The organism is Klebsiella sp. CN_Kp073, assembly GCF_040065495.2.
Lineage (GTDB): Bacteria > Pseudomonadota > Gammaproteobacteria > Enterobacterales > Enterobacteriaceae > Klebsiella > Klebsiella aerogenes.
Map to the genome: position 1 here is coordinate 3,609,846 of NZ_CM198051.1, position 19,504 is coordinate 3,629,349.

General features: G+C 56.6%; 20 protein-coding genes and 1 riboswitch. Of the genes, 8 read left to right on the plus strand and 12 right to left on the minus strand.

The genetic code is table 11. From position 1 onward, the window contains the following. Window positions 1-89: 89 nt before the first annotated feature. Window positions 90-1,196 carry an ABC transporter permease gene (locus tag ABLV66_RS17500; protein WP_320483045.1) on the plus strand — a complete coding sequence of 369 codons (1,107 nt, stop codon included), beginning with the start codon at window positions 90-92 and terminating at the stop codon, window positions 1,194-1,196. On the opposite strand, the gene ABLV66_RS17505 is transcribed toward ABLV66_RS17500, so the two are convergent. Then, the gene (locus tag ABLV66_RS17505; RefSeq protein WP_047049141.1) at window positions 1,158-1,568 is read right to left on the minus strand and encodes a YbhQ family protein; all 411 of its coding nucleotides are present in this window, start codon (window positions 1,566-1,568) and stop codon (window positions 1,158-1,160) included. The genes ABLV66_RS17500 and ABLV66_RS17505 overlap by 39 nt on opposite strands. A gap of 131 nt (window positions 1,569-1,699) precedes the next feature. Between ABLV66_RS17505 and ABLV66_RS17510 the strand changes: the two genes are divergently transcribed. The 3 genes from ABLV66_RS17510 to ABLV66_RS17520 are packed head-to-tail and all read left to right on the plus strand — an operon-like array spanning window position 1,700 to window position 4,664. Further along, window positions 1,700-2,461 carry an endonuclease/exonuclease/phosphatase family protein gene (locus ABLV66_RS17510; RefSeq protein ID WP_047049144.1) on the plus strand — a complete coding sequence of 254 codons (762 nt, stop codon included), beginning with the start codon at window positions 1,700-1,702 and terminating at the stop codon, window positions 2,459-2,461. Beyond that, window positions 2,458-3,702, plus strand: a complete 1,245-nt coding sequence (gene clsB, locus ABLV66_RS17515; protein ID WP_015704806.1) for a cardiolipin synthase ClsB — start codon at window positions 2,458-2,460, stop codon at window positions 3,700-3,702. Before ABLV66_RS17510 ends, clsB begins: the two co-directional genes overlap by 4 nt. Beyond that, a complete protein-coding gene (locus tag ABLV66_RS17520) occupies window positions 3,699-4,664 on the plus strand; it encodes a lysylphosphatidylglycerol synthase domain-containing protein (RefSeq protein WP_320483044.1) in 966 nt (321 codons plus the stop codon). The genes clsB and ABLV66_RS17520 overlap by 4 nt, the downstream gene beginning before the upstream one ends. Window positions 4,665-4,757: 93 nt before the next feature. On the opposite strand, the gene ABLV66_RS17525 is transcribed toward ABLV66_RS17520, so the two are convergent. The 6 genes from ABLV66_RS17525 to moaA form a co-directional block, all read right to left on the minus strand. Continuing rightward, window positions 4,758-5,462, minus strand: coding sequence for a Bax inhibitor-1/YccA family protein (locus ABLV66_RS17525; RefSeq protein WP_045395050.1), 705 nt, complete (start codon window positions 5,460-5,462; stop codon window positions 4,758-4,760). Between the two features lie 44 nt (window positions 5,463-5,506). Next, the gene (moaE, locus tag ABLV66_RS17530; protein ID WP_032707649.1) at window positions 5,507-5,959 is read right to left on the minus strand and encodes a molybdopterin synthase catalytic subunit MoaE; all 453 of its coding nucleotides are present in this window, start codon (window positions 5,957-5,959) and stop codon (window positions 5,507-5,509) included. A 1-nt stretch (window position 5,960) separates the two neighbouring features. Beyond that, window positions 5,961-6,209: a molybdopterin synthase sulfur carrier subunit gene (gene moaD / locus ABLV66_RS17535; protein ID WP_015367604.1), complete on the minus strand. Its 249-nt coding sequence runs from the start codon at window positions 6,207-6,209 to the stop codon at window positions 5,961-5,963. Continuing rightward, window positions 6,202-6,690, minus strand: a complete 489-nt coding sequence (gene moaC, locus ABLV66_RS17540; protein WP_047049152.1) for a cyclic pyranopterin monophosphate synthase MoaC — start codon at window positions 6,688-6,690, stop codon at window positions 6,202-6,204. The genes moaD and moaC overlap by 8 nt, the downstream gene beginning before the upstream one ends. 3 nt (window positions 6,691-6,693) lie before the next feature. Continuing rightward, window positions 6,694-7,206 carry a molybdenum cofactor biosynthesis protein B gene (gene moaB, locus ABLV66_RS17545; protein WP_045395052.1) on the minus strand — a complete coding sequence of 171 codons (513 nt, stop codon included), beginning with the start codon at window positions 7,204-7,206 and terminating at the stop codon, window positions 6,694-6,696. Window positions 7,207-7,229: 23 nt separating this feature from the next. Next, the gene (gene moaA, locus ABLV66_RS17550; RefSeq protein ID WP_059304916.1) at window positions 7,230-8,219 is read right to left on the minus strand and encodes a GTP 3',8-cyclase MoaA; all 990 of its coding nucleotides are present in this window, start codon (window positions 8,217-8,219) and stop codon (window positions 7,230-7,232) included. After that, a riboswitch (molybdenum cofactor riboswitch) is annotated at window positions 8,207-8,344 on the minus strand. Its footprint overlaps the gene before it by 13 nt. Window positions 8,345-8,552: 208 nt before the next feature. Between moaA and yvcK the strand changes: the two genes are divergently transcribed. From yvcK to pmrB, 4 genes are all read left to right on the plus strand, one after another. After that, window positions 8,553-9,458 (plus strand): uridine diphosphate-N-acetylglucosamine-binding protein YvcK, encoded by a 906-nt coding sequence (gene yvcK / locus ABLV66_RS17555; protein WP_348876929.1) that lies wholly within the window; start codon window positions 8,553-8,555, stop codon window positions 9,456-9,458. A gap of 110 nt (window positions 9,459-9,568) precedes the next feature. Next, complete coding sequence (gene eptA / locus ABLV66_RS17560; protein ID WP_348876930.1) at window positions 9,569-11,212, plus strand: phosphoethanolamine transferase EptA; 1,644 nt, start codon at window positions 9,569-9,571, stop codon at window positions 11,210-11,212. Further along, entirely contained in the window at window positions 11,209-11,880 is a 672-nt protein-coding gene (gene pmrA, locus ABLV66_RS17565; protein WP_032705592.1) for a two-component system response regulator PmrA, read from the plus strand. Before eptA ends, pmrA begins: the two co-directional genes overlap by 4 nt. Window positions 11,881-11,884: 4 nt before the next feature. Beyond that, window positions 11,885-12,982, plus strand: a complete 1,098-nt coding sequence (gene pmrB / locus ABLV66_RS17570) for a two-component system sensor histidine kinase PmrB (protein WP_047049161.1) — start codon at window positions 11,885-11,887, stop codon at window positions 12,980-12,982. A gap of 205 nt (window positions 12,983-13,187) precedes the next feature. Here the strand turns inward: pmrB and uvrB are convergent, their stop codons facing one another. The 5 genes from uvrB to bioB form a co-directional block, all read right to left on the minus strand. Continuing rightward, window positions 13,188-15,203 (minus strand): excinuclease ABC subunit UvrB, encoded by a 2,016-nt coding sequence (gene uvrB, locus ABLV66_RS17575; protein WP_045395058.1) that lies wholly within the window; start codon window positions 15,201-15,203, stop codon window positions 13,188-13,190. A gap of 610 nt (window positions 15,204-15,813) precedes the next feature. Beyond that, entirely contained in the window at window positions 15,814-16,494 is a 681-nt protein-coding gene (gene bioD, locus ABLV66_RS17580) for a dethiobiotin synthase (RefSeq protein WP_045395061.1), read from the minus strand. Further along, window positions 16,487-17,242, minus strand: a complete 756-nt coding sequence (bioC, locus tag ABLV66_RS17585) for a malonyl-ACP O-methyltransferase BioC (protein WP_047078425.1) — start codon at window positions 17,240-17,242, stop codon at window positions 16,487-16,489. Before bioC ends, bioD begins: the two co-directional genes overlap by 8 nt. Further along, window positions 17,226-18,383, minus strand: coding sequence for an 8-amino-7-oxononanoate synthase (bioF, locus tag ABLV66_RS17590; RefSeq protein ID WP_047078424.1), 1,158 nt, complete (start codon window positions 18,381-18,383; stop codon window positions 17,226-17,228). The genes bioC and bioF overlap by 17 nt, the downstream gene beginning before the upstream one ends. Further along, complete coding sequence (bioB, locus tag ABLV66_RS17595) at window positions 18,380-19,420, minus strand: biotin synthase BioB (protein ID WP_032714117.1); 1,041 nt, start codon at window positions 19,418-19,420, stop codon at window positions 18,380-18,382. The genes bioF and bioB overlap by 4 nt, the downstream gene beginning before the upstream one ends. Window positions 19,421-19,504 lie beyond the last annotated feature (84 nt).

A 19,504-nucleotide genomic window follows, 5' to 3' on the forward strand; every position in this document is an offset into this window, starting at 1 on the left:
CCCTGGCGCTCGAATTTTGCCCGGTGGCGCTACGCTTACCGGGCCTACGATAGGTTTCGGTCGCCCGGGTCCGACATGAGGAAGGTTCTATGTTTCATCGTTTATGGACATTAATCCGCAAAGAGCTGCAGTCGCTGCTGCGCGAACCGCAAACGCGGATGATTTTAATCATGCCGGTGCTGATTCAGGTACTGCTGTTTCCCTTTGCTGCCACGCTTGAGGTGACCAACGCCACCATCGCTATCTATAACGAAGATAGCGGCCGCCACGCGGTGGAGCTCACCCAGCGCTTTGCCCGCGCAAAGGCCTTTACCCACGTCCTGCTGCTGAAAAGCCCGCAGGCGATCCAGCCGACCATCGATGAACAAAAAGCCCTGCTCGTGGTGCGCTTCCCGGCAGATTTCTCGCGTAATCTCGACAACTACCAAACCGCCCCGCTACAGATACTGCTCGACGGGCGTAACTCCAACAGCGCGCAAATCGCCGCTAACTATCTACAGCAGATTGTTAAAAACTATCAGCAGGATCTGCTGCAGGACAAAGCGAAACCGAACAACAGCGAACTGGTGGTGCGCAACTGGTACAACCCGAATCTCGACTATAAATGGTTCGTGGTGCCGTCGCTAATCGCCATGATCACCACCATCGGGGTGATGATCGTCACCTCGCTGTCGGTGGCACGCGAGCGCGAACAGGGTACCCTCGATCAGCTGCTGGTTTCACCGCTCGCCACCTGGCAAATCTTCGTTGGCAAAGCGGTACCGGCGCTGATAGTCGCCACGATGCAGGCGACTATCGTGCTGGCAATCGGCATCTGGGCCTATCAGATCCCATTTGCCGGCTCGCTGCTGCTGTTCTATTTCACTATGCTGATTTACGGACTCTCGCTGGTGGGTTTTGGCTTATTGATTTCTTCGCTGTGTTCAACTCAGCAGCAGGCATTTATCGGCGTGTTCGTCTTTATGATGCCGGCGATTCTGCTTTCCGGCTACGTTTCACCGGTAGAAAACATGCCGCAGTGGCTGCAGGACATCACCTGGATCAACCCTATCCGGCACTTTACCGATATCACCAAACAAATTTATCTGAAGGATGCGAGTCTGAAGATTGTCTGGGGAAGTTTGTGGCCGCTATTGGTGATAGCGGCCACCACCGGCTCAGCGGCGTATGCGATGTTCCGAAGAAAGATTGCCTAGTTTTTTATCTTTCGCCAGCAGCGATACCACCGCCGGGCCTGCCAGTATGACCAGCCCGGCGAGGGCCAGCAGCAGGTTGTTGTGCAGCACGCGCGACAACAACCAGAGCACTATCATGGCGGCGCCGAAGTACCAGGTTGTGGTGAGCTCCTCAAGGAAGTCCCCCACGTCGCGCCAGCGCGCTTCATGGTGACGCTGTAAAAACAGCATCGCCAGCAGGGTGACGCCGTACAGTACGCACAGCCCTAATCCGACGCGCACCAGCGCGCCGCTCATCCAACCCATCACCAGTACTGCCACGACCAGTAGATGCAACATAATCTGCCAGCAACTAAGACCTGTTGCGACGCGTACACGTTGTTGCCACTTCATGGCTTCTCTCCTGAAGGATTTTTCTCTGCTACTCAGAGTACCGCACTTTACGGAAAATTCCGTATCACCGCATCTTTTTGTGACGTCTACTACACTATTTTATTCAGGAAAGTGACATTAACTGGAGAATTATGGCTGAGCCAACGTCGCGAATTTCGGTGAACGTGCTGACAATTAACACTCATAAAGGCTTTACGGCGTTTAATCGGCGTTTTATTTTGCCCGAACTGCGCGAGGCCGTTCGCAGCGTCAGCGCCGACATAGTTTGCCTACAGGAAGTGATGGGCGCGCACGAAGTGCACCCTTTGCATATCGAAAACTGGCCTGACACCACCCATTACGAGTTTCTTGCCGACACCATGTGGAGCGATTACGCCTACGGGCGCAACGCGGTCTACCCCGAAGGCCATCACGGCAATGCGGTACTGTCGCGCTTTCCCATTGAATACTATGAAAATCGCGATATCTCAGTCGGCAATGGCGAAAAACGCGGCCTGCTTTACTGTCGCATCGTACCTCCGCGCAGCGGCGTGACGATCCACGTCATCTGCGTGCATCTCGGTCTTCGCGCGCACCAGCGGCAGGCACAGCTAACGATGCTGGCGGAGTGGGTCAATACGCTACCGGCAGACGATCCGGTGGTAGTAGCTGGTGATTTCAACGACTGGCGCCAGCAGGCTAATCAGCCCTTAAAAGCGCAGGCGGGGCTTGAAGAGATTTTTACTCGCGCCCGCGGGCGGCCGGTGCGCACCTTTCCGGTCGCTTTTCCGCTGCTGCGCCTCGATCGTATTTACGTTAAGAATGCTCATGCCAGCCATCCGAAGGCGCTGGCTCTTAAACACTGGCGGCATCTGTCCGATCATGCGCCCCTGAGCGTGGAGATACATCTGTGAAATGTCGCTGGCAGGAAGGCAATCGTATTACCCTACTGGAGAATGGCGACCAGTATTATCCGGCGTTATTCGCCGCCATTGGCCGCGCGCAGCGCAAGGTGATCCTCGAATCCTTTATCTGGTTTGAAGATGAGGTGGGCTGGCGCCTGCATGCGGTGCTGCTGAAAGCCGCCCGCCGCGGTATTCAGGTGGAAGTGCTGCTCGACGGCTACGGCTCGCCTGATCTCAGCGATGAGTTTGTTGGCGAACTCACCGCCGCTGGCGTGGTCTTCCGCTACTACGATCCGCGCCCCCGGCTAATGGGTATGCGTACCAATTTATTCCGCCGCATGCATCGAAAAATCGTGGTGATTGACGACACAACGGCGTTTGTCGGCGGCATCAACTACTCTGCCGAGCACATGAGCGATTACGGTCCGGAGGCGAAACAAGATTATGCCGTGCAGGTTGAGGGGCCGGTGGTGCTCGATATTCTACAATTCGAGCTGGAGAACCTGCCCACCAGCGAGGCAGCCCGCCGCTGGTGGCGTCGCCGTCGCCATCAGCCGGAAATTAACCAAACCCCTGGCGAAGCGCAGGCGCTATTTATCTGGCGCGATAATCACGAACATCGTGACGATATTGAACGTCACTATCTGAAGATGCTGACCAGCGCCCGCCGCGAGGTCATCATCGCCAACGCCTATTTCTTTCCCGGCTACCGTCTGCTGCACGCCATGCGCAATGCCGCCCGGCGCGGCGTACGGGTCAAGCTGATTGTCCAGGGCGAGCCGGATATTCCGATTGTTAAGTTTGGCGCCCATCTGCTGTACCACTACCTGATTAAAGGCGGCGTTCAGGTGTATGAATACCGCCGCCGTCCGCTGCATGGCAAAGTAGCGCTGGCGGACGACCACTGGGCCACCGTCGGTTCCAGTAACCTCGACCCGCTGAGCCTGTCGTTGAATCTGGAGGCCAACCTGATTATCCACGACCGCGAGTTCAACCAGACCCTGCGCGATAACCTCAACGGCCTTATCGCCAGAGATTGCCAGCAGATAGATAAGTCCATGCTGCCAAAACGCAACTGGTGGCGGCTCGGCGTCAGCGTGCTGGCCTTCCACTTTCTGCGCCACTTCCCCGCCTGGGTCGGTTGGCTGCCGGCGCACACCCCGCAGTTGGCCAGGGTCAGCCCGCCGGTGCAGCCGGAAATCGAAACCCAGGACCGGGTAGAAACGCAAACCAGAGACAATCCGCTATGAGCAAATCGCATCCCCGCTGGCGGATGGCGAAAAGAGTGCTGACCGTGCTCTTTTTTATCGCCGTTATCGTATTGCTGGTGATTTACGCGCAAAAGGTCGACTGGCAGGATGTATGGAAGGTTATCCGCGGCTACGATCGTCTGGCGCTATTTAGCGCCGTTGGGTTGGTTATCGTCAGCTACCTGATTTATGGCTGCTACGATCTGCTCGGGCGAGCCTGGTGCGGCCATAAGCTGGCAAAAAAACAGGTGATGCTGGTGTCGTTTATCTGCTACGCCTTTAACCTGACGCTGAGTACCTGGGTTGGCGGGATCGGAATGCGCTATCGGCTATACTCGCGGCTGGGGCTGAACGGCAGCACCATTACCCGTATTTTCTCGCTTAGCATTACCACTAACTGGCTGGGCTATATTCTGCTGGGCGGCGTCATATTCACCGCGAATCTGGTGACGCTGCCGCCGCACTGGTACATTAGCCAAACCACGCTACGTATTATTGGCGGCGTTCTGCTGCTTTTTACCCTGCTCTATCTTTTCGCTTGCGCCTTCGCTAAACGCCGCCACATGACGATTAAGGGGCAGCGGCTGGTGCTACCCTCTTTTCGTTTCGCTCTACTACAGATAGGGATTTCGGCGGCGAACTGGATGGTGATGGGGGCGATTATCTGGCTGCTCCTGGGCAGCGAGATTAACTATTTTCTGGTGCTGGGCGTGCTGCTGGTGAGCAGTATCGCCGGCGTTATCGTTCATATTCCCGCCGGAATTGGCGTGCTGGAGGCGGTGTTTATCGCCATGCTCTCCGGCGAGTCGATTTCGAAGGGGGCGATAATTGCCGCTTTGCTGGCGTGGCGCGCGCTGTACTATTTTCTGCCGCTGCTGCTGGCGACCATCGCTTATCTGGTGCTGGAGAGTCGGGCGAAAAAGCTGCGGCAGAAGAACGAACGCAAGCTGGCCCGCGGATGAAACGGCCCGGTTGCGCTTACCGGGCGACATTTTTGCGGATTGCCTGGATTGGTAGCCCGGATAAGGCGCATCGCGCCGCTATCCGGGATGATATTAACGGCGGTTGCCGAAGATACGCAGCAGCATCAGGAACAGGTTGATGAAGTCCAGATACAGCGTTAAAGCGCCGAGAATCGAATATTTACGCAGCGTGGCGCTATCGCGGGTATCAATCTGCTCGCCGATGTTTTTCAGCTTCTGGGTATCGTAGGCGGTCAGGCCGACAAACACCACCACACCAATGTAAGTCACCGCCCACATCAGCGCTTCGCTCTTCAGCCACAGGTTAACCAACGACGCCAGCACGATACCAATCAGCCCCATAAACAGCATGCTGCCGAAGCCGCTCAGATCGCGCTTGGTGGTGTAACCATACAGGCTCATCGCGCCGAACATTCCGCCGGTCACCACAAAAGTGCTGGCGATAGACGAATAGGTATAAACGATAAAAATGCTCGCTAAGGTTAGCCCGGTCAGCGCCGAATAAAGCATAAATAGCGTTGTCGCCATGCCCGCGCTTAAGCGCTGCACCATCCCCGAGAGCACAAACACCAGCGCCAGTTGGGCGATAATCAGCCCGAAGAAAGTGATTTTGCTTGAAAAGACGAACATCATGACCGCCGGGGTATTCGCCGCAAACCACGCGATAAACGCGGTTAACAACAACCCGACCGTCATCCAGCCGTAAACCTGCGCCATATAGGTCTGCAGGCCGCTGCGGCTCTGAACAATTGAATCGGAACGAGGGAATCTGTCCATGACTATCTCCTGATTAACAAGTTTCTCTCAGTAAGCGTATCACACTACCAGCGCTCTGCCGCCTGATGATCGCTGTCGCGGGCATCGACCCAGCGTTCGCCTTCCGGCGTCGCCTCGCGTTTCCAGAACGGCGCGCGGGTTTTCAGGTAATCCATAATGAACTCGCCGGCGGCGAAGGCGCTGCCGCGGTGGGCGCTGGTCACGCCAACAAAAACAATCTCTTCGCCCGGCCACATTTCGCCAATGCGATGGATAACCGTCACCCGACCAAGCGGCCAACGCTCCCGCGCCTGTTCGACGATTTCCGCCAGCGATTTCTCGGTCATGCCCGGATAGTGCTCCAGCGTCAGCGCTTTCACGCTGTCGCCGAGATTATGATTACGCACTTTGCCGGTGAAGGTGACCACCGCGCCGTCTTCATCGCGCTCGGCCAGCCACGGATACTCATCACCGACGCAAAAGCGCGCCGGGCTAACCACGATACGAGTTTGCGTCATCTTAGCCCCCGGTGACCGGCGGGAAAAACGCCACTTCGTCGCCGCTCGCGACCGGATGGTCAAACGAGGTCAGCGTCTGGTTGACTGCCGCCAGCAATTTTCCCTCTTCCAGCGCCAGCGCCCAGCGGTCTCCGCGCGCGGCAAGCTGCTGACGCACGGCTTCAACGGTCGGCAATTCGCTGGCGTCGAGAGTCAGGGTATCGGTGCCAACCAGTTCGCGCACCTGGGCAAAAAACAGGACGTTAATCATGGGCTTCCTCCACCTTAAAATCGCCGGACTTACCGCCGCTTTTCGCCAGCAGACGTACCGGGCCAATCACCATATCTTTCTGTACCGCTTTACACATATCGTAGATGGTCAGCGCGGCAACCGAGGCCGCGGTCAGCGCTTCCATTTCTACGCCGGTTTTACCGGTCAGGCGGCAGAGTGACTCAATGCGCACGCGGTTATGTTCCGGCTGCGCCTGCAGGTTCACTTCTACTTTGCTGAGCATCAGCGGATGACACAGCGGGATCAGCTCCCAGGTACGTTTCGCTGCCTGGATCCCGGCGATACGCGCGGTGGCGAACACATCGCCTTTATGGTGGCTGCCGTCAATGATCATCGCAAGCGTTGCGGCCTGCATTTCAACGTATGCCTCAGCGCGCGCCTCGCGCACCGTTTCCGCTTTGGCGGAAACGTCAACCATGTGGGCTTCGCCCGCGGCGTTAATGTGGGTCAGTTGTGACATAAACTATTTCTTTAAATGAGGAATGAAGTTGCACGGGCGAGTGCGCGCATCCAGCTGCGGCGCGATAATATTGTCCCACGCGGTGGCGCAGGCCTTAGTCGAGCCCGGCATGGCGAAAATCAGCGTGCGGTTGGCAACGCCGGCAACGGCGCGGGACTGCAGCGTCGAGGTGCCAATCTCTTCAAACGAAAGCATACGGAACACTTCGCCAAAACCTTCGACCTCGCGGTCAAACAGCGGCAGCAGCGCTTCCGGCGCCTGATCGCCGTCGGTAAAACCGGTACCACCGGTGATCAGCACCACCTGCACCTCATCGCTGGCAATCCACGCCGAAACCTGGGCGCGAATCGCGTAGCGGTTCTCTTTCACAATCGCCTTATCGACGAGGGTATGTCCCGCTTCGTGCAGCGCATCGCGCAGCCAGTGGCCGGAGGTATCGTCCTCTTCGCCGCGGCGGTTGGAAACGGTAAGAATAGCAATACGGGTCGGGATAAACTCAGCGCTAGCCTGGCTCATCTGAATGCTCCTTTCGAAAACGATTATCCGCCAATATACGACAGGTTCTGCGTAATACCGGTGTTGCCCTGGTGCAGGAAATGGGTCTGCTTTTTATGGGTTAAGGCTTCGGCTATCCGCGCTTCCAGCTCGGCCTGCTGCTCATCCTCGGCCATCAGGTCGCGCAGATCTACGCCGCCTTCGCCAAACAGACACAGGTGCAGTTTGCCAACGGATGAGACGCGAAGACGGTTACAGGTAGCGCAGAAGTCTTTTTCATAGGGCATGATCAAGCCGATTTCGCCGGCGTAATCCGGATGGCAAAAGACCTGGGCCGGGCCATCGCTTCGCTGACGGATCTGGTGGATCCAGCCGCGACGCAGCAGTTCATCGCGCAGCACCATGCCGGAAATGTGGTGACGGCGGAACAGGTCGCTGCCCTCGCCGGTTTCCATTAACTCAATAAAACGCAGCTGAATACGACGTGGTTTGATCCACGCGAGGAAGGTGTCGAGCTGGTGATGGTTGACATCACGCATCAGCACGGTGTTGACCTTAACCTTTTCAAAACCGGCGGCAAAGGCGGCGTCAATACCGTCCATCACCTGCTGGAATTTATCCTGACCGGTAATGGCATGGAACTGGCGAGCGTCGAGGCTATCGACGCTGACGTTTATCGCCGTCAGCCCGGCATCGCGCCAGCGTTCGACATCGCGAGCCAGACGGTAACCATTGGTGGTCACCGCGATCTGACGAATCGCGCTGTTTTCACGCACGGCGGCAATAATCTCGGTAAAGTCGCGACGTAAAGAGGGTTCGCCGCCGGTAAGGCGGACTTTTTCCGTGCCAAGGGCGGAAAAAGCGCGCGTCACGCGGCGCACTTCGTCTACGCTAAGAAAGCCCTTGTTGGTCACGGCGCCGGGCTTGTAGCCGTCCGGCAGGCAGTAGGTGCAACGAAAGTTACACACGTCGGTAATCGACAGGCGCAAGTAATAAAACTTACGCGCAAATGCATCAGTAAGCTGTGAGGCCATATACACCTTTCCAAGTACGGGAGGCGTGGTCATTTCTTTCCACGCCCTGGCGACAGCGCGGCTGCCGCGGCCAGAGCACCATATCTTGCGACACAGGTACTAAGGCTAGAGTGTTAGTTGGTTATGCCGATAGTAGCGCTTTCACGATGGTTTCGCCATTTTCATTTTCGCTATATAATCATCTATATATCGCTAATATCTTGCATTTTCAGTACAGAATAGCCAAAAATCACACTTTAACATTGATATCGGTCAGTTTGACGGAAACCGGGCATTATCTTTTAGGGGTAGATCGGATACGCTAAACCCGAACATTGAACAGAAGGAATTCGTATGCGCAATCGCACTTTCGCCGATCTGGACCGCGTCGTCGCCCTTGGCGGAGGCCATGGTCTGGGGCGGGTGATGTCGTCGCTCTCGTCGCTCGGCTCGCGCCTGACCGGCATCGTGACCACCACCGATAACGGCGGATCAACGGGGCGAATTCGCCGCTCGGAAGGGGGGATCGCCTGGGGCGATATGCGCAACTGCATTAATCAATTAATCGCCGAACCCAGCGTCGCTTCAGCAATGTTTGAGTACCGTTTTGGCGGAAATGGCGAGCTTTCCGGACATAACCTCGGAAATTTGATGTTAAAGGCGCTGGATCACCTGAGCGTACGGCCTTTAGAGGCCATCAATTTGATCAGAAATCTGCTTAAAGTAGATGCTTTCCTGATTCCGATGTCGGAACAACCGGTCGATCTGGTGGCGCTCGATCATGAAGGCCATGAAGTTTATGGTGAAGTGAATATCGATCAGTTGGATCACGTGCCTCAGGAACTGATGCTCAGCCCACCGGTGCCGGCGACTCGCGAAGCGGTTGAGGCCATCGCCGAGGCCGATCTGATCCTGATTGGGCCCGGAAGCTTCTACACCAGCCTGCTGCCCATTTTACTGCTCGACGAAATGGCCCAGGCGCTGCGGCGGACCCCGGCGCCCATGGTGTTTATCGATAACCTGGGTAAGGAACATAGCCCAGCCGCCAATCTGACGCTGGCGGACAGAATTACTATTCTGGAACATTACGTCGGCAAAAAAGTGATTGATGCCGCCATCGTCGGGCCGAAAGCCGATATTAAGGGTATGGAAGAACGACTGGTGATTCAAACCGCGCTGGATGCCAGCGATGTCACCTATCGGCATGACCGCGTACTGCTTCGCCAGGCGCTGGAGCAGGCTATTCAGGCATTAGGTTAATCCTCAAGCGGCACTATTTTAAACAAGACTACGCCTCAGATTAAAATCTTAAGGTTGTCTTAAAATATCGCTGTCAACATAACGAGCATCTCCTACTACGGGTATTCGTTATGTCGTTTATTTCTTTACGTCGGCTGGTACTCGGCCGCACGGCTTATTTGATTCTCTTTGCCTGTTATATCGGTATCTTTCTTAACCTGGCCTTTTATCGCCAGGTTTTCCCGCTACTGCCGGTAAACAATCTCCATAACTGGCTGGTTTTCCTCAGTATGCCGATCGTGGCGATTAGCGTGATGAACATCATCACCACCCTCGCCTCGTTCTTAAAACTCGACCGGGTGGTCATCAGCCTGTTTATTCTGCTGAGCGCCTCGGCGCAGTACTTTATCTGGACCTTCGGCGTGGTGATCGATCGTTCGATGATCGCCAATATCTTCGATACGACACCTGCGGAAAGCTTTGCTCTGCTGTCGACGAAAATGGTCATCATACTGGGCCTCTCCGGGTTATTGATGGTTCTGGTCGCCTGGTGGATTAAAGTTCGTAAACCGGCCTCTTTCTGGCGCGGCGCGGCGATGCGCCTGCTCAATATCGCCGTTTCAGCACTGCTGATTGTGCTGGTGGCGGCGCTGTTCTACAAAGATTACGCCTCGGTGTTCCGTAACAATAAAGAGCTGGTGAAATCGTTAAGTCCCTCCAACAGCATTGTGGCGCTGAACTCATGGTATGCGCATAACCGGATGGACAACCTGCCGCTGGTGAAGATCGGCGAAGATGCCAAACAGAAAGCGGTGATGCATAACGGCGCGCGTAAAAATCTGACCATCGTGGTGCTGGGAGAAACCTCGCGCGCCGAGAATTTCTCGCTGGGCGGTTACGATCGCGAAACTAACCCACGCCTGAAGCAGGACGACGTGGTGTACTTCCCGAAAACCACCTCCTGCGGCACCGCGACCGCGGTTTCCGTCCCCTGCATGTTCTCCAATATGCCGCGCGCGCATTACGATGAAGAACTGGCGCACCATCAGGAAGGCGTTCTGGATATTCTTCAGCGCGCCGGTGTACAGGTGCTGTGGAACGACAACGATGGCGGCTGTAAGGGCGCCTGTGACCGCGTACCGCACCAAAACGTCACCAACCTGAACCTTAGCGGCCAGTGCATTGATGGCGAGTGCTACGATGACGTGCTGTTCCATAATCTTGATAGCTATATCGATAATTTACAGCAGGATGGCATTATCGTTCTGCACACCATTGGTAGTCATGGCCCGACCTATTACAACCGCTACCCGGCTGAATTCAAAAAATTCACCCCAACCTGCAATACCAATGAAATCCAAAGTTGTACGCAACAACAGTTGACCAATACCTATGACAACACCATTTTGTATGTCGACTATGTGGTTGATAAAGCGATAAAATTGCTGCAATCAAAACAAGATAGATTTACCACCAGTCTGGTGTATTTATCTGACCACGGCGAATCGCTGGGTGAAGATGGCGTGTATCTGCATGGCCTGCCTTACTCAATTGCGCCGGACACGCAAAAACACGTGCCGATGCTGCTGTGGCTGTCGCCGGATTACCAGCAACGCTATGGCGTATCCAGCCAGTGTTTGCAACAACAGGCGAAGACGAACGATTATTCACAAGATAATCTGTTTTCTACCCTGCTTGGCCTGCTCGGGGTAGACACCCGCGAGTATCAGGCAAAAGACGACCTTTTAACGCCATGTAGAGAGACCGGCAGATGAAAATCTTAGTCATTGAAGACGATGCGCTCCTGTTACAAGGGTTAATCCTGGCCATGCAAAGCGAAGGCTATGTCTGCGATGGCGTCGCCACCGCGCACGAAGCCGCGCTGTCGCTAGCCAGCAACCATTACAGTCTGGTGGTGCTCGACCTGGGCCTGCCGGATGAAGACGGTCTGCATTTCCTGGCGCGTATGCGCCGGGAGAAATTCACCCAGCCGGTGCTCATCCTCACCGCCCGCGATACCGTGGGCGACCGCATCAGCGGGCTGGATACCGGCGCAGATGATTACCTGGTGAAACCTTTCGCGCTGGAAGAGCTCAACGCCCGCATTCGCGCGCTGCTGCGTCGTCATAATAATCAGGGCGATAATGAGCTGACCGTCGGCAACCTGCGCCTTAATGTTACCCGTCGTCAGGTGTGGCTGGCCGGCGAATCTCTGGAGCTGACGCCAAAAGAGTATGCCCTGCTCTCGCGCCTGATGATGAAGGCCGGCAGCCCGGTGCATCGCGAAATTCTCTACAATGATATCTACAGCTGGGATAACGAACCGGCCACCAATACCCTTGAAGTGCATATCCATAATCTGCGCGACAAGATTGGTAAAGCGCGGATCCGCACCGTCCGCGGCTTTGGCTACATGCTGGTGAATAATACGGAGTCAGAATAACGCTATGGCACTGTTTGCGACCGAAACCTGGACCATGCGCCACCGCCTGCTGCTGACCATCGGCGCGATTCTGGTGGTCTGCCAGCTGATCAGCGTATTTTGGCTATGGCATGAAAGCAAAGAGCAAATCCAGCTGCTGGTTGCCAGCGCCATTGAGGGTCATAACAATCAAAGGCACGTCGAGCATGAGGTACGCGAGGCGGTCGCCAGCCTGCTGGTACCCAGCCTGCTGATCATCGGGCTGGCGCTGTATATCAGCCTGGTGGCGGTGAAGAAAATCACCCGTCCGCTATCAAATCTGCAGAGCGAGCTGGAAAGCCGGACGCCGGATAATCTGCAACCCATTATTCTGCAGGAGTCGGTGCCGGAAGTGACCGCAGTGACTATGGCGATTAACCAACTGGTGTCGCGGCTGACCATGACGCTCGATCGCGAGCGTCTGTTTACCGCCGACGTCGCCCACGAACTGCGTACCCCTCTTGCCGGGCTGCGCCTGCATCTGGAACTGCTGGCGAAGGTTCACGGCGTCAGCGTTGATCCCTTAATTCAACGTCTCGATCAGATGACCAACAGCATTTCTCAGTTGCTACAACTGGCGCGCGTTGGGCAGTCGTTTTCCGCCGGCAGTTACCAGCAGGTTCATTTGCACGAAGATGTGGTGGAGCCTCTACAGGATGAGCTGAAAACAATGCTCGAAGCGCGCCAGCAGACGCTGGAGATAGAAAGCGGCGCAGGCGAGGATCTCATTTCCGGAGATGCGACGCTGGCGCGGGTGATTTTACGCAATCTGGTGGAGAATGCGCACCGTTATAGCCCCGCGGGGTCGAAGATTAAGATTTCGGTAAAACCGGGAAATACGCCGATTCTGGCAGTAGAAGATGAAGGACCGGGCATTGATGAGGCCAAGAGCGGCGAACTGAGTAAAGCGTTTGTCCGCATGGACAGCCGCTATGGCGGAATAGGCCTCGGTTTAAGCATTGTCACCCGCATCGCTCAACTTCACGATGCGCAATTCTTTTTACATAACCGCCAGCCCGGGCCGGGCGTCCGCGCCTGGGTGCTGTTCCCACGCAGTTCGCGTCAGAAGGTTAATACCCATTGATGTAAGAAGGCGATCACAATCACAAAGGCGGTCGCAATGGCCAGATATTCACGGTTGGTCAGTTTTTGCATGGCGCTATCCTCATTAAACTGAGGATAGTTTGGCTGAAGAAAATTAAGCCAACATTAAGACCCTAAGATAATAGCGTGACGGCAATTGCAAATTACGCATTGCCGTCATTTTTTAACCGTTCCTCGTATCGCCCTTACGATGCCGCAATAAACAGTTCGCGTAGCTGATGCAATTGATCGCGAATCTGTGCCGCTTCCTCAAACTCAAGGTTCTGCGCGTGCTGCATCATTTGCCCTTCCAGCTCGTGGATCTTCTGCTGCAGCGCTTTCGGCGTCAGTTCGACGCTATCGGCTTCCACCGGAGAACGGGCTTTACCGCGGCCTTTGGCTTTGGTCTTCGCGATGTTCTGACCCAGCGCCAGAATATCGACCACTTTCTTATTAAGCCCCTGCGGCACAATACCGTGCTCTTCGTTATAACGCTGCTGCTTCTCGCGGCGGCGTTCGGTTTCACCGATCGCCTTCGCCATCGATGGCGTGATTTTATCGCCGTAAAGGATCGCCTTGCCGTTAACGTTACGCGCCGCGCGGCCGATGGTCTGGATAAGCGATCGCTCGGAACGCAGGAAGCCCTCTTTATCGGCATCAAGTATCGCCACCAGCGATACTTCCGGCATATCCAGCCCTTCGCGCAGCAGGTTGATACCCACCAGCACGTCGAACTCGCCAAGACGCAGATCGCGAATAATTTCCATGCGCTCGACGGTATCGATATCGGAGTGCAGATAGCGCACCCGCTCGCCGTGCTCTTCCAGGTATTCGGTTAAATCTTCCGCCATGCGTTTGGTCAGCGTCGTCACCAGTACGCGCTCATTAATCGCCGCACGGGTACGGATTTCAGATAACAGATCGTCGACCTGCGTCGCCACCGGACGCACCTCGATGACCGGATCCAGCAGCCCGGTTGGGCGGACGACCTGATCTACCACCTCATCGCCGGATTTTTCCAGCTCATAGGCGCCCGGCGTCGCCGAAACGTAGATAGTCTGCGGCGCCAGCGCTTCAAACTCTTCGAACTTCATCGGCCGGTTATCCAACGCCGACGGCAGGCGGAAGCCATACTCCACCAGCGTCTCTTTACGCGCCCGGTCGCCGCGGTACATACCGCCGATTTGCGGGATAGTCACGTGCGATTCATCGATAACCAGCAGGCCATCCGCCGGCAGGTAGTCGAACAGCGTCGGCGGCGGCTCGCCCGGCCCGCGGCCGGAGAGAAAGCGCGAGTAGTTCTCAATTCCCGAGCAGTAGCCCAGCTCGTTCATCATCTCGAGGTCGAATTGAGTGCGCTGGCTCAGCCGCTGCTCTTCAAGCAGTTTGTTGTTCGCCAGCAGTACCTTGCGGCGGTCAGCGAGCTCGTCTTTGATCTCTTCCATCGCCTGAACGATACGCTCGCGCGGCGTAACGTAGTGGGTTTTCGGATAGATGGTATAGCGTGGAATGGACGATTCAACGTGGCCGGTCAGCGGGTCAAACAACGATAGCCGTTCGACCTCTTCGTCAAACAGTTCAATACGCAGCGCGATATCATCGGATTCCGCCGGGAAGACATCGATAACTTCGCCGCGCACGCGGAAAGTGCCGCGCTGGAAGGCCTGATCGTTGCGGGTGTATTGCAGTTCGGCCAGCCGGCGCAGGATCGCCCGCTGGTCGATCAGCATGCCGGTGGTCAGGTGCAGCATCATCTTCAGATACAGATCCGGATCGCCAAGACCGTAGATGGCGGAAACCGAAGCCACCACCACCACGTCGCGCCGTTCGAGCAGCGCTTTGGTGGCCGACAGACGCATCTGCTCAATGTGTTCGTTCACCGAGGCGTCTTTTTCGATAAAGGTATCCGAGCTCGGAACGTAGGCTTCAGGCTGATAATAATCGTAATAGGAGACAAAATACTCCACCGCATTCTCGGGAAAGAACTCTTTCATCTCGCCATACAGCTGCGCCGCCAGGGTTTTGTTCGGCGCCAGCACCATCGTCGGGCGCTGTAAATCAGCGATAACGTTGGCGATGGTGAAGGTTTTCCCCGAACCGGTTACCCCAAGCAGGGTCTGATGCGCAAGGCCATCTTCCAGCCCCTCTTCCAGGCGGCGGATGGCTTCGGGCTGATCGCCGGAAGGACGGAATGCGGAGTGCAGCTTGAACGGTTTGCTCATATTTCAGGACCTGAAGATGGGATTGGCCAGCAGGTGTTTAATTCTACCCTTCAGTTTGACTTTTGCCAATAAATAATACTGGATATAAAAACAGTATCGCATTATTGTATGGCGGTAAACGGACGCGTTGTACTCTGACGGCGGGCGTAAAATGCGCGCTTTGCGGAATAATCCACCAGCCTGTGTGGTTATCCCCAGAAACATTTATCATTTAACATTTGTCAAGCAAGGTAATGAATCTTTTATGGCAGCCGGTGACACTTTTCTGACAGCCATTGCTTTTATTTAACTTGCTGAAATAAAACATAATTTACCAAAAGACGGGTTTCGCGCCAATTTGCTCGCAGGCCGCGTACTCTCTAGCTTACCGCAAGTTTTCTAACTCTAATACACAAGGTTATCCACAGGAATAGTGGATAACTGTCTGCAGGCCGCGAGGTCTGCCACCCGGCAGAAAAGTCTCATCGGACCAAAGCCCGCGGCTAAAAAAAATTATCGAATTTTTTTTGATATTTATCAGCTAAAGACGGCTGGATTTTTTGCGTTTTCTGGACCACATTTCATCGTCCTGTCAACAAAAAATAGAGCCGTCTCGCAGGCTTATGCGGGGTTATTGCAGTGGGCTCAGATCCAGGTACTGCGCGAGGTCCTTACGCTGCGATGCGTCGGCAAGCCAGGGAATTTCCCCCAGCAGCGGCGCTGGCAATACCCGCGTTAAGGTTTGCAGATATTCGCGATGGCGTTTACCCGGCGGCTGGATATCGTTGGCGATCCAGCCCACCAGCGGCAGCCCTGCCTTGCGTACCGCCTGGGCGGTGAGCATCGCGTGATTGATACAGCCAAGTTTAACGCCGACGACTAAAATCACCGGCAGTTGTTCCTGCTGCGCCCAGTCGGCGAAGGTCAGGGTTTCCGAGAGCGGCGTAAACCAGCCGCCCGCCCCTTCCACCAGCACCCAATCGGCCAGGCGTTCCAGCTCGCGTAAGCCGCAGGAAAGCGTGGTCGCGGCGATTGGTCGTCCTTCATCGGCGCTAATAATATGCGGCGAGGTCGGCTCGGCAAAGGTATAAGGGTTAACCTGTTCATAGCGCAGCGCTACCCGGCTATTGCGCTGGAGTGCCAGCGCATCTTCATTGCGTAACCCGTGTGCGGTCAGGTCGCTACCGGAAGCCACCGGCTTATAGCCCGCGGTGTTAAATCCCAGCTGATTCGCCGCCTGCAGCAGCGCGCTGCTGGCGACCGTTTTACCGACTTCAGTATCGGTTCCGGTAACGAAGAAACGTTTAGTCACGTTCAATGACTCCTGTAAAAAGATGATACGTCAGCGGGCACTGGCCCTGCTGTTGCGGCCAGGCCAGCTGCAGTTCGCGCAGCTTGCCGCGGCTAAGCGGCGCAGACGACCGCCCCTGGTGTAAATGGGTGGCGCCAATGCCCTTTAGCGAGCGCATGGCGCTTAACGCGTCGGCGAACGGTAAGCTAATCTGATGCACGACGCCTTCGGCGCGCAGGCCGCTCAGCGCCGCCCTTGCCGCCTGTTCGCTGAGAAAACGGTTGGCGTGGGGGTGTTTATCGACCGCCCGCCACGCTTGATTGAGCTCAGGTAGCGATCCGGCGAGCAGCGTGGTGAACGCTACTCGCCCGCCGGGCCGCACCACCCGGTACAGCTCGCCGATTGCCGCGCTTAGCTCGTCACACCACTGCACCGCCAGGTTACTCCATGCCAGATCGAAGCAGGCATCCGGCAGCGGCAGCGCTTCGATATCGCCCTGCAGATAATGCTGCGCGGCGTCGTTGCGTTGCGCCTGCGCCAGCATCCCGGCGGAGAGATCCAGCGCGGTAACTTCGCTTCCCGCTTCGCGCCAGTAACGGCTCATGCTGCCGGGGCCGCAGCCGGCATCGAGCACCCGGGAAAAATCGCTCCTCGCCAACTGGCGCAGCAGCAATTCAGCACTGCGGCGCTGCAGCTCATCATGTTGCGTATAGCCGCTGGCCGCCCGACCAAACGCCGCGGCGACCGCCAGCTTATTCACCGTGGTCATGCAGCACCTCCAGTAAACGAGCAATGTCCTCAGCCTGATGAGCGGCAGTCAGAGTCAGGCGCAGGCGAGCGCCGCCGACGGGAACCGTCGGCGGGCGAATAGCGGTAGCCCAACAGCCGGCCCCGCGTAAGCTGGAGGCCAGGGCCAGCGCTCGCGCGTTGTCGCCGACAATCAGCGGCTGAATCGCGCTCCGGGAATCGGTCAGCCCCAGCGCAACATCGCCCATTCCTGCGCGGAACTGACGGATGCGGGCGGCTAAGATTTCCCGCCGCTGCTGTCCCTCATCGCTGCGAATGACCCGCAGGGCCGCGCTCAGCGCCACCGCCTGCGCCGGCGGCATCGCGGTGCTGTAGATAAGATGACGGGCAAACTGCAGCAGATAGTCGGCCATCGATTCATTGCACAGTACCGCCGCGCCGCTCACCCCAAACGCCTTGCCGAAGGTGACCACCAGCAGCTCCGGACGAACCGCCTGCGTATGACAGCTTCCGCGCCCTTCATCGCCAATCGCCCCGATTCCGTGAGCATCATCAACCAGTAATAATGCTCCGGCGCTGCGGGCTGCCGCCTGAATGTCAGCCAGCGGCGCGCTGTCGCCGTCCATGCTGAAAATCCCTTCGGTAACGACTAACTGCTGGCCGTCCAGCGGTTTCGCCAGCAGTTGAGCGAGCTGTTGCGGGTCATTGTGGGTAAAGCGGCGCAGCTGCGCCGGGCTGAGGCTTGCCGCCTCCAGCAGGGAGGCATGGCTCAGGCGATCGGCCACAATCCGATCGTCTTTTTCCGCCAGCGCGGCAATCAACGCCTGATTCGCGGCAAAGCCGGAGATAAACAGCAACGCGCGCGGATAGCCCAGCCAGTCGGCAAGTTCCTCTTCCAGCGCGCGATGCGCCTCGCTATAGCCGCTAACGTGGCCCGACCCGCCGGAACCGACGCCATAACGTTCCGCCCCCTGCTGCCAGGCGGCGATAATCGCGCCATGCTGGCTCAGGCCGAGGTAGTCATTACTGGAGAAGTTGAGCCAGCGCTCCCCTTCACGCTCCAGCCAGCGTCCGGCGCCGTGGCTTACCGGCAGGCGGCGGCGTAAAGCCTCCGCCGCCCGCCGTTCATCCAGTGCCCGATCGATTCGTTGCTGCCAACTCATAGCGCCGCCGCGTTGTAGTATTCCTCTGTGTCGGGGGTAAGTAAGGCCTGCTCCAGGCGCTGCTGCTGCTCATTATCGCCTTCCAGCACCGCCGTCTGCTGCGGATTGATCCCCAGCTTGCGGAACAGCTGCAGGTCTTTATCTTCTTCCGGGTTAGGCGTCGTCAGTAGCTTGCAGCCATAGAAAATCGAGTTCGCCCCGGCCATAAAGCACATCGCCTGAGTCTGCTCGTTCATCTGCTCGCGCCCGGCGGAGAGACGCACGTAGGAGGTTGGCATCATGATGCGCGCAATAGCGATCGTGCGGATGAAATCGAAGGCGTCGACATCGTCGTTATCCGCCAGCGGCGTACCTTTGACCTTCACCAGCATATTGATGGGCACGCTTTCCGGCGGCGTTGGCAAATTGGCCAGCTGCAGCAGCAGCCCGGCGCGATCGTTCACGGTTTCCCCCAACCCGACAATGCCGCCGGAGCACACTTTAATCCCGGCATCGCGTACCTTATCCAGCGTATCCAGACGTTCCTGATAGGTACGGGTGGTGATGATGTTGCCGTAAAATTCCGGCGAGGTGTCGAGGTTATGGTTGTAGTAATCCAGCCCCGCGCCGGCCAGACGCTGCGCCTGACTATCGGTAAGGGTACCGAGCGTCATACAGGACTCCAGCCCCAGCGCCTTGACGCCTTTCACCATCTGTTCCAGGTACGGCATATCGCGGTCGTTGGGGTTCTTCCACGCCGCGCCCATGCAGAAACGGGTCGAGCCGGCGTTTTTCGCCTGACGCGCCGATTCCAGCACCTGCTCGACTTCCATCAGGCGCTCGGATTCAAGGCCGGTTTTGTAGCGTGCGCTTTGCGGGCAATATTTACAGTCTTCCGGACAAGCGCCGGTTTTAATCGATAGCAACGTACTGACCTGCACCTGACGCGGGTCAAAATGCTGACGGTGGATTTGCTGCGCTTCAAATAGCAGATCGATGAGCGGTTTATTAAATAACTCAGTAACTTGCGACATTGTCCAGCGTGCGTGGTGAGCCATTAGCCTCTCCAAAGGGTTTTGTTAATTTACGGTTCGGTTTATACTCGTAAACCTAAATGTTTTCAAAATGGTTTACAAGTCGCT

What these genes read in the sequence shown, in the direction of transcription:
- ABLV66_RS17500 (WP_320483045.1), top strand. Translation starts at nt 90, where the DNA reads ATGTTTCATCGTTTATGGACATTAATCCGCAAAGAGCTGCAGTCGCTG.
- ABLV66_RS17505 (WP_047049141.1), bottom strand. Translation starts at nt 1,568, where the DNA reads ATGAAGTGGCAACAACGTGTACGCGTCGCAACAGGTCTTAGTTGCTGG.
- ABLV66_RS17510 (WP_047049144.1), top strand. Translation starts at nt 1,700, where the DNA reads ATGGCTGAGCCAACGTCGCGAATTTCGGTGAACGTGCTGACAATTAAC.
- ABLV66_RS17520 (WP_320483044.1), top strand. Translation starts at nt 3,699, where the DNA reads ATGAGCAAATCGCATCCCCGCTGGCGGATGGCGAAAAGAGTGCTGACC.
- ABLV66_RS17525 (WP_045395050.1), bottom strand. Translation starts at nt 5,462, where the DNA reads ATGGACAGATTCCCTCGTTCCGATTCAATTGTTCAGAGCCGCAGCGGC.
- moaE (WP_032707649.1), bottom strand. Translation starts at nt 5,959, where the DNA reads ATGACGCAAACTCGTATCGTGGTTAGCCCGGCGCGCTTTTGCGTCGGT.
- moaD (WP_015367604.1), bottom strand. Translation starts at nt 6,209, where the DNA reads ATGATTAACGTCCTGTTTTTTGCCCAGGTGCGCGAACTGGTTGGCACC.
- moaC (WP_047049152.1), bottom strand. Translation starts at nt 6,690, where the DNA reads ATGTCACAACTGACCCACATTAACGCCGCGGGCGAAGCCCACATGGTT.
- moaB (WP_045395052.1), bottom strand. Translation starts at nt 7,206, where the DNA reads ATGAGCCAGGCTAGCGCTGAGTTTATCCCGACCCGTATTGCTATTCTT.
- moaA (WP_059304916.1), bottom strand. Translation starts at nt 8,219, where the DNA reads ATGGCCTCACAGCTTACTGATGCATTTGCGCGTAAGTTTTATTACTTG.
- yvcK (WP_348876929.1), top strand. Translation starts at nt 8,553, where the DNA reads ATGCGCAATCGCACTTTCGCCGATCTGGACCGCGTCGTCGCCCTTGGC.
- eptA (WP_348876930.1), top strand. Translation starts at nt 9,569, where the DNA reads ATGTCGTTTATTTCTTTACGTCGGCTGGTACTCGGCCGCACGGCTTAT.
- pmrA (WP_032705592.1), top strand. Translation starts at nt 11,209, where the DNA reads ATGAAAATCTTAGTCATTGAAGACGATGCGCTCCTGTTACAAGGGTTA.
- pmrB (WP_047049161.1), top strand. Translation starts at nt 11,885, where the DNA reads ATGGCACTGTTTGCGACCGAAACCTGGACCATGCGCCACCGCCTGCTG.
- uvrB (WP_045395058.1), bottom strand. Translation starts at nt 15,203, where the DNA reads ATGAGCAAACCGTTCAAGCTGCACTCCGCATTCCGTCCTTCCGGCGAT.
- bioC (WP_047078425.1), bottom strand. Translation starts at nt 17,242, where the DNA reads ATGACCACGGTGAATAAGCTGGCGGTCGCCGCGGCGTTTGGTCGGGCG.
- bioF (WP_047078424.1), bottom strand. Translation starts at nt 18,383, where the DNA reads ATGAGTTGGCAGCAACGAATCGATCGGGCACTGGATGAACGGCGGGCG.
- bioB (WP_032714117.1), bottom strand. Translation starts at nt 19,420, where the DNA reads ATGGCTCACCACGCACGCTGGACAATGTCGCAAGTTACTGAGTTATTT.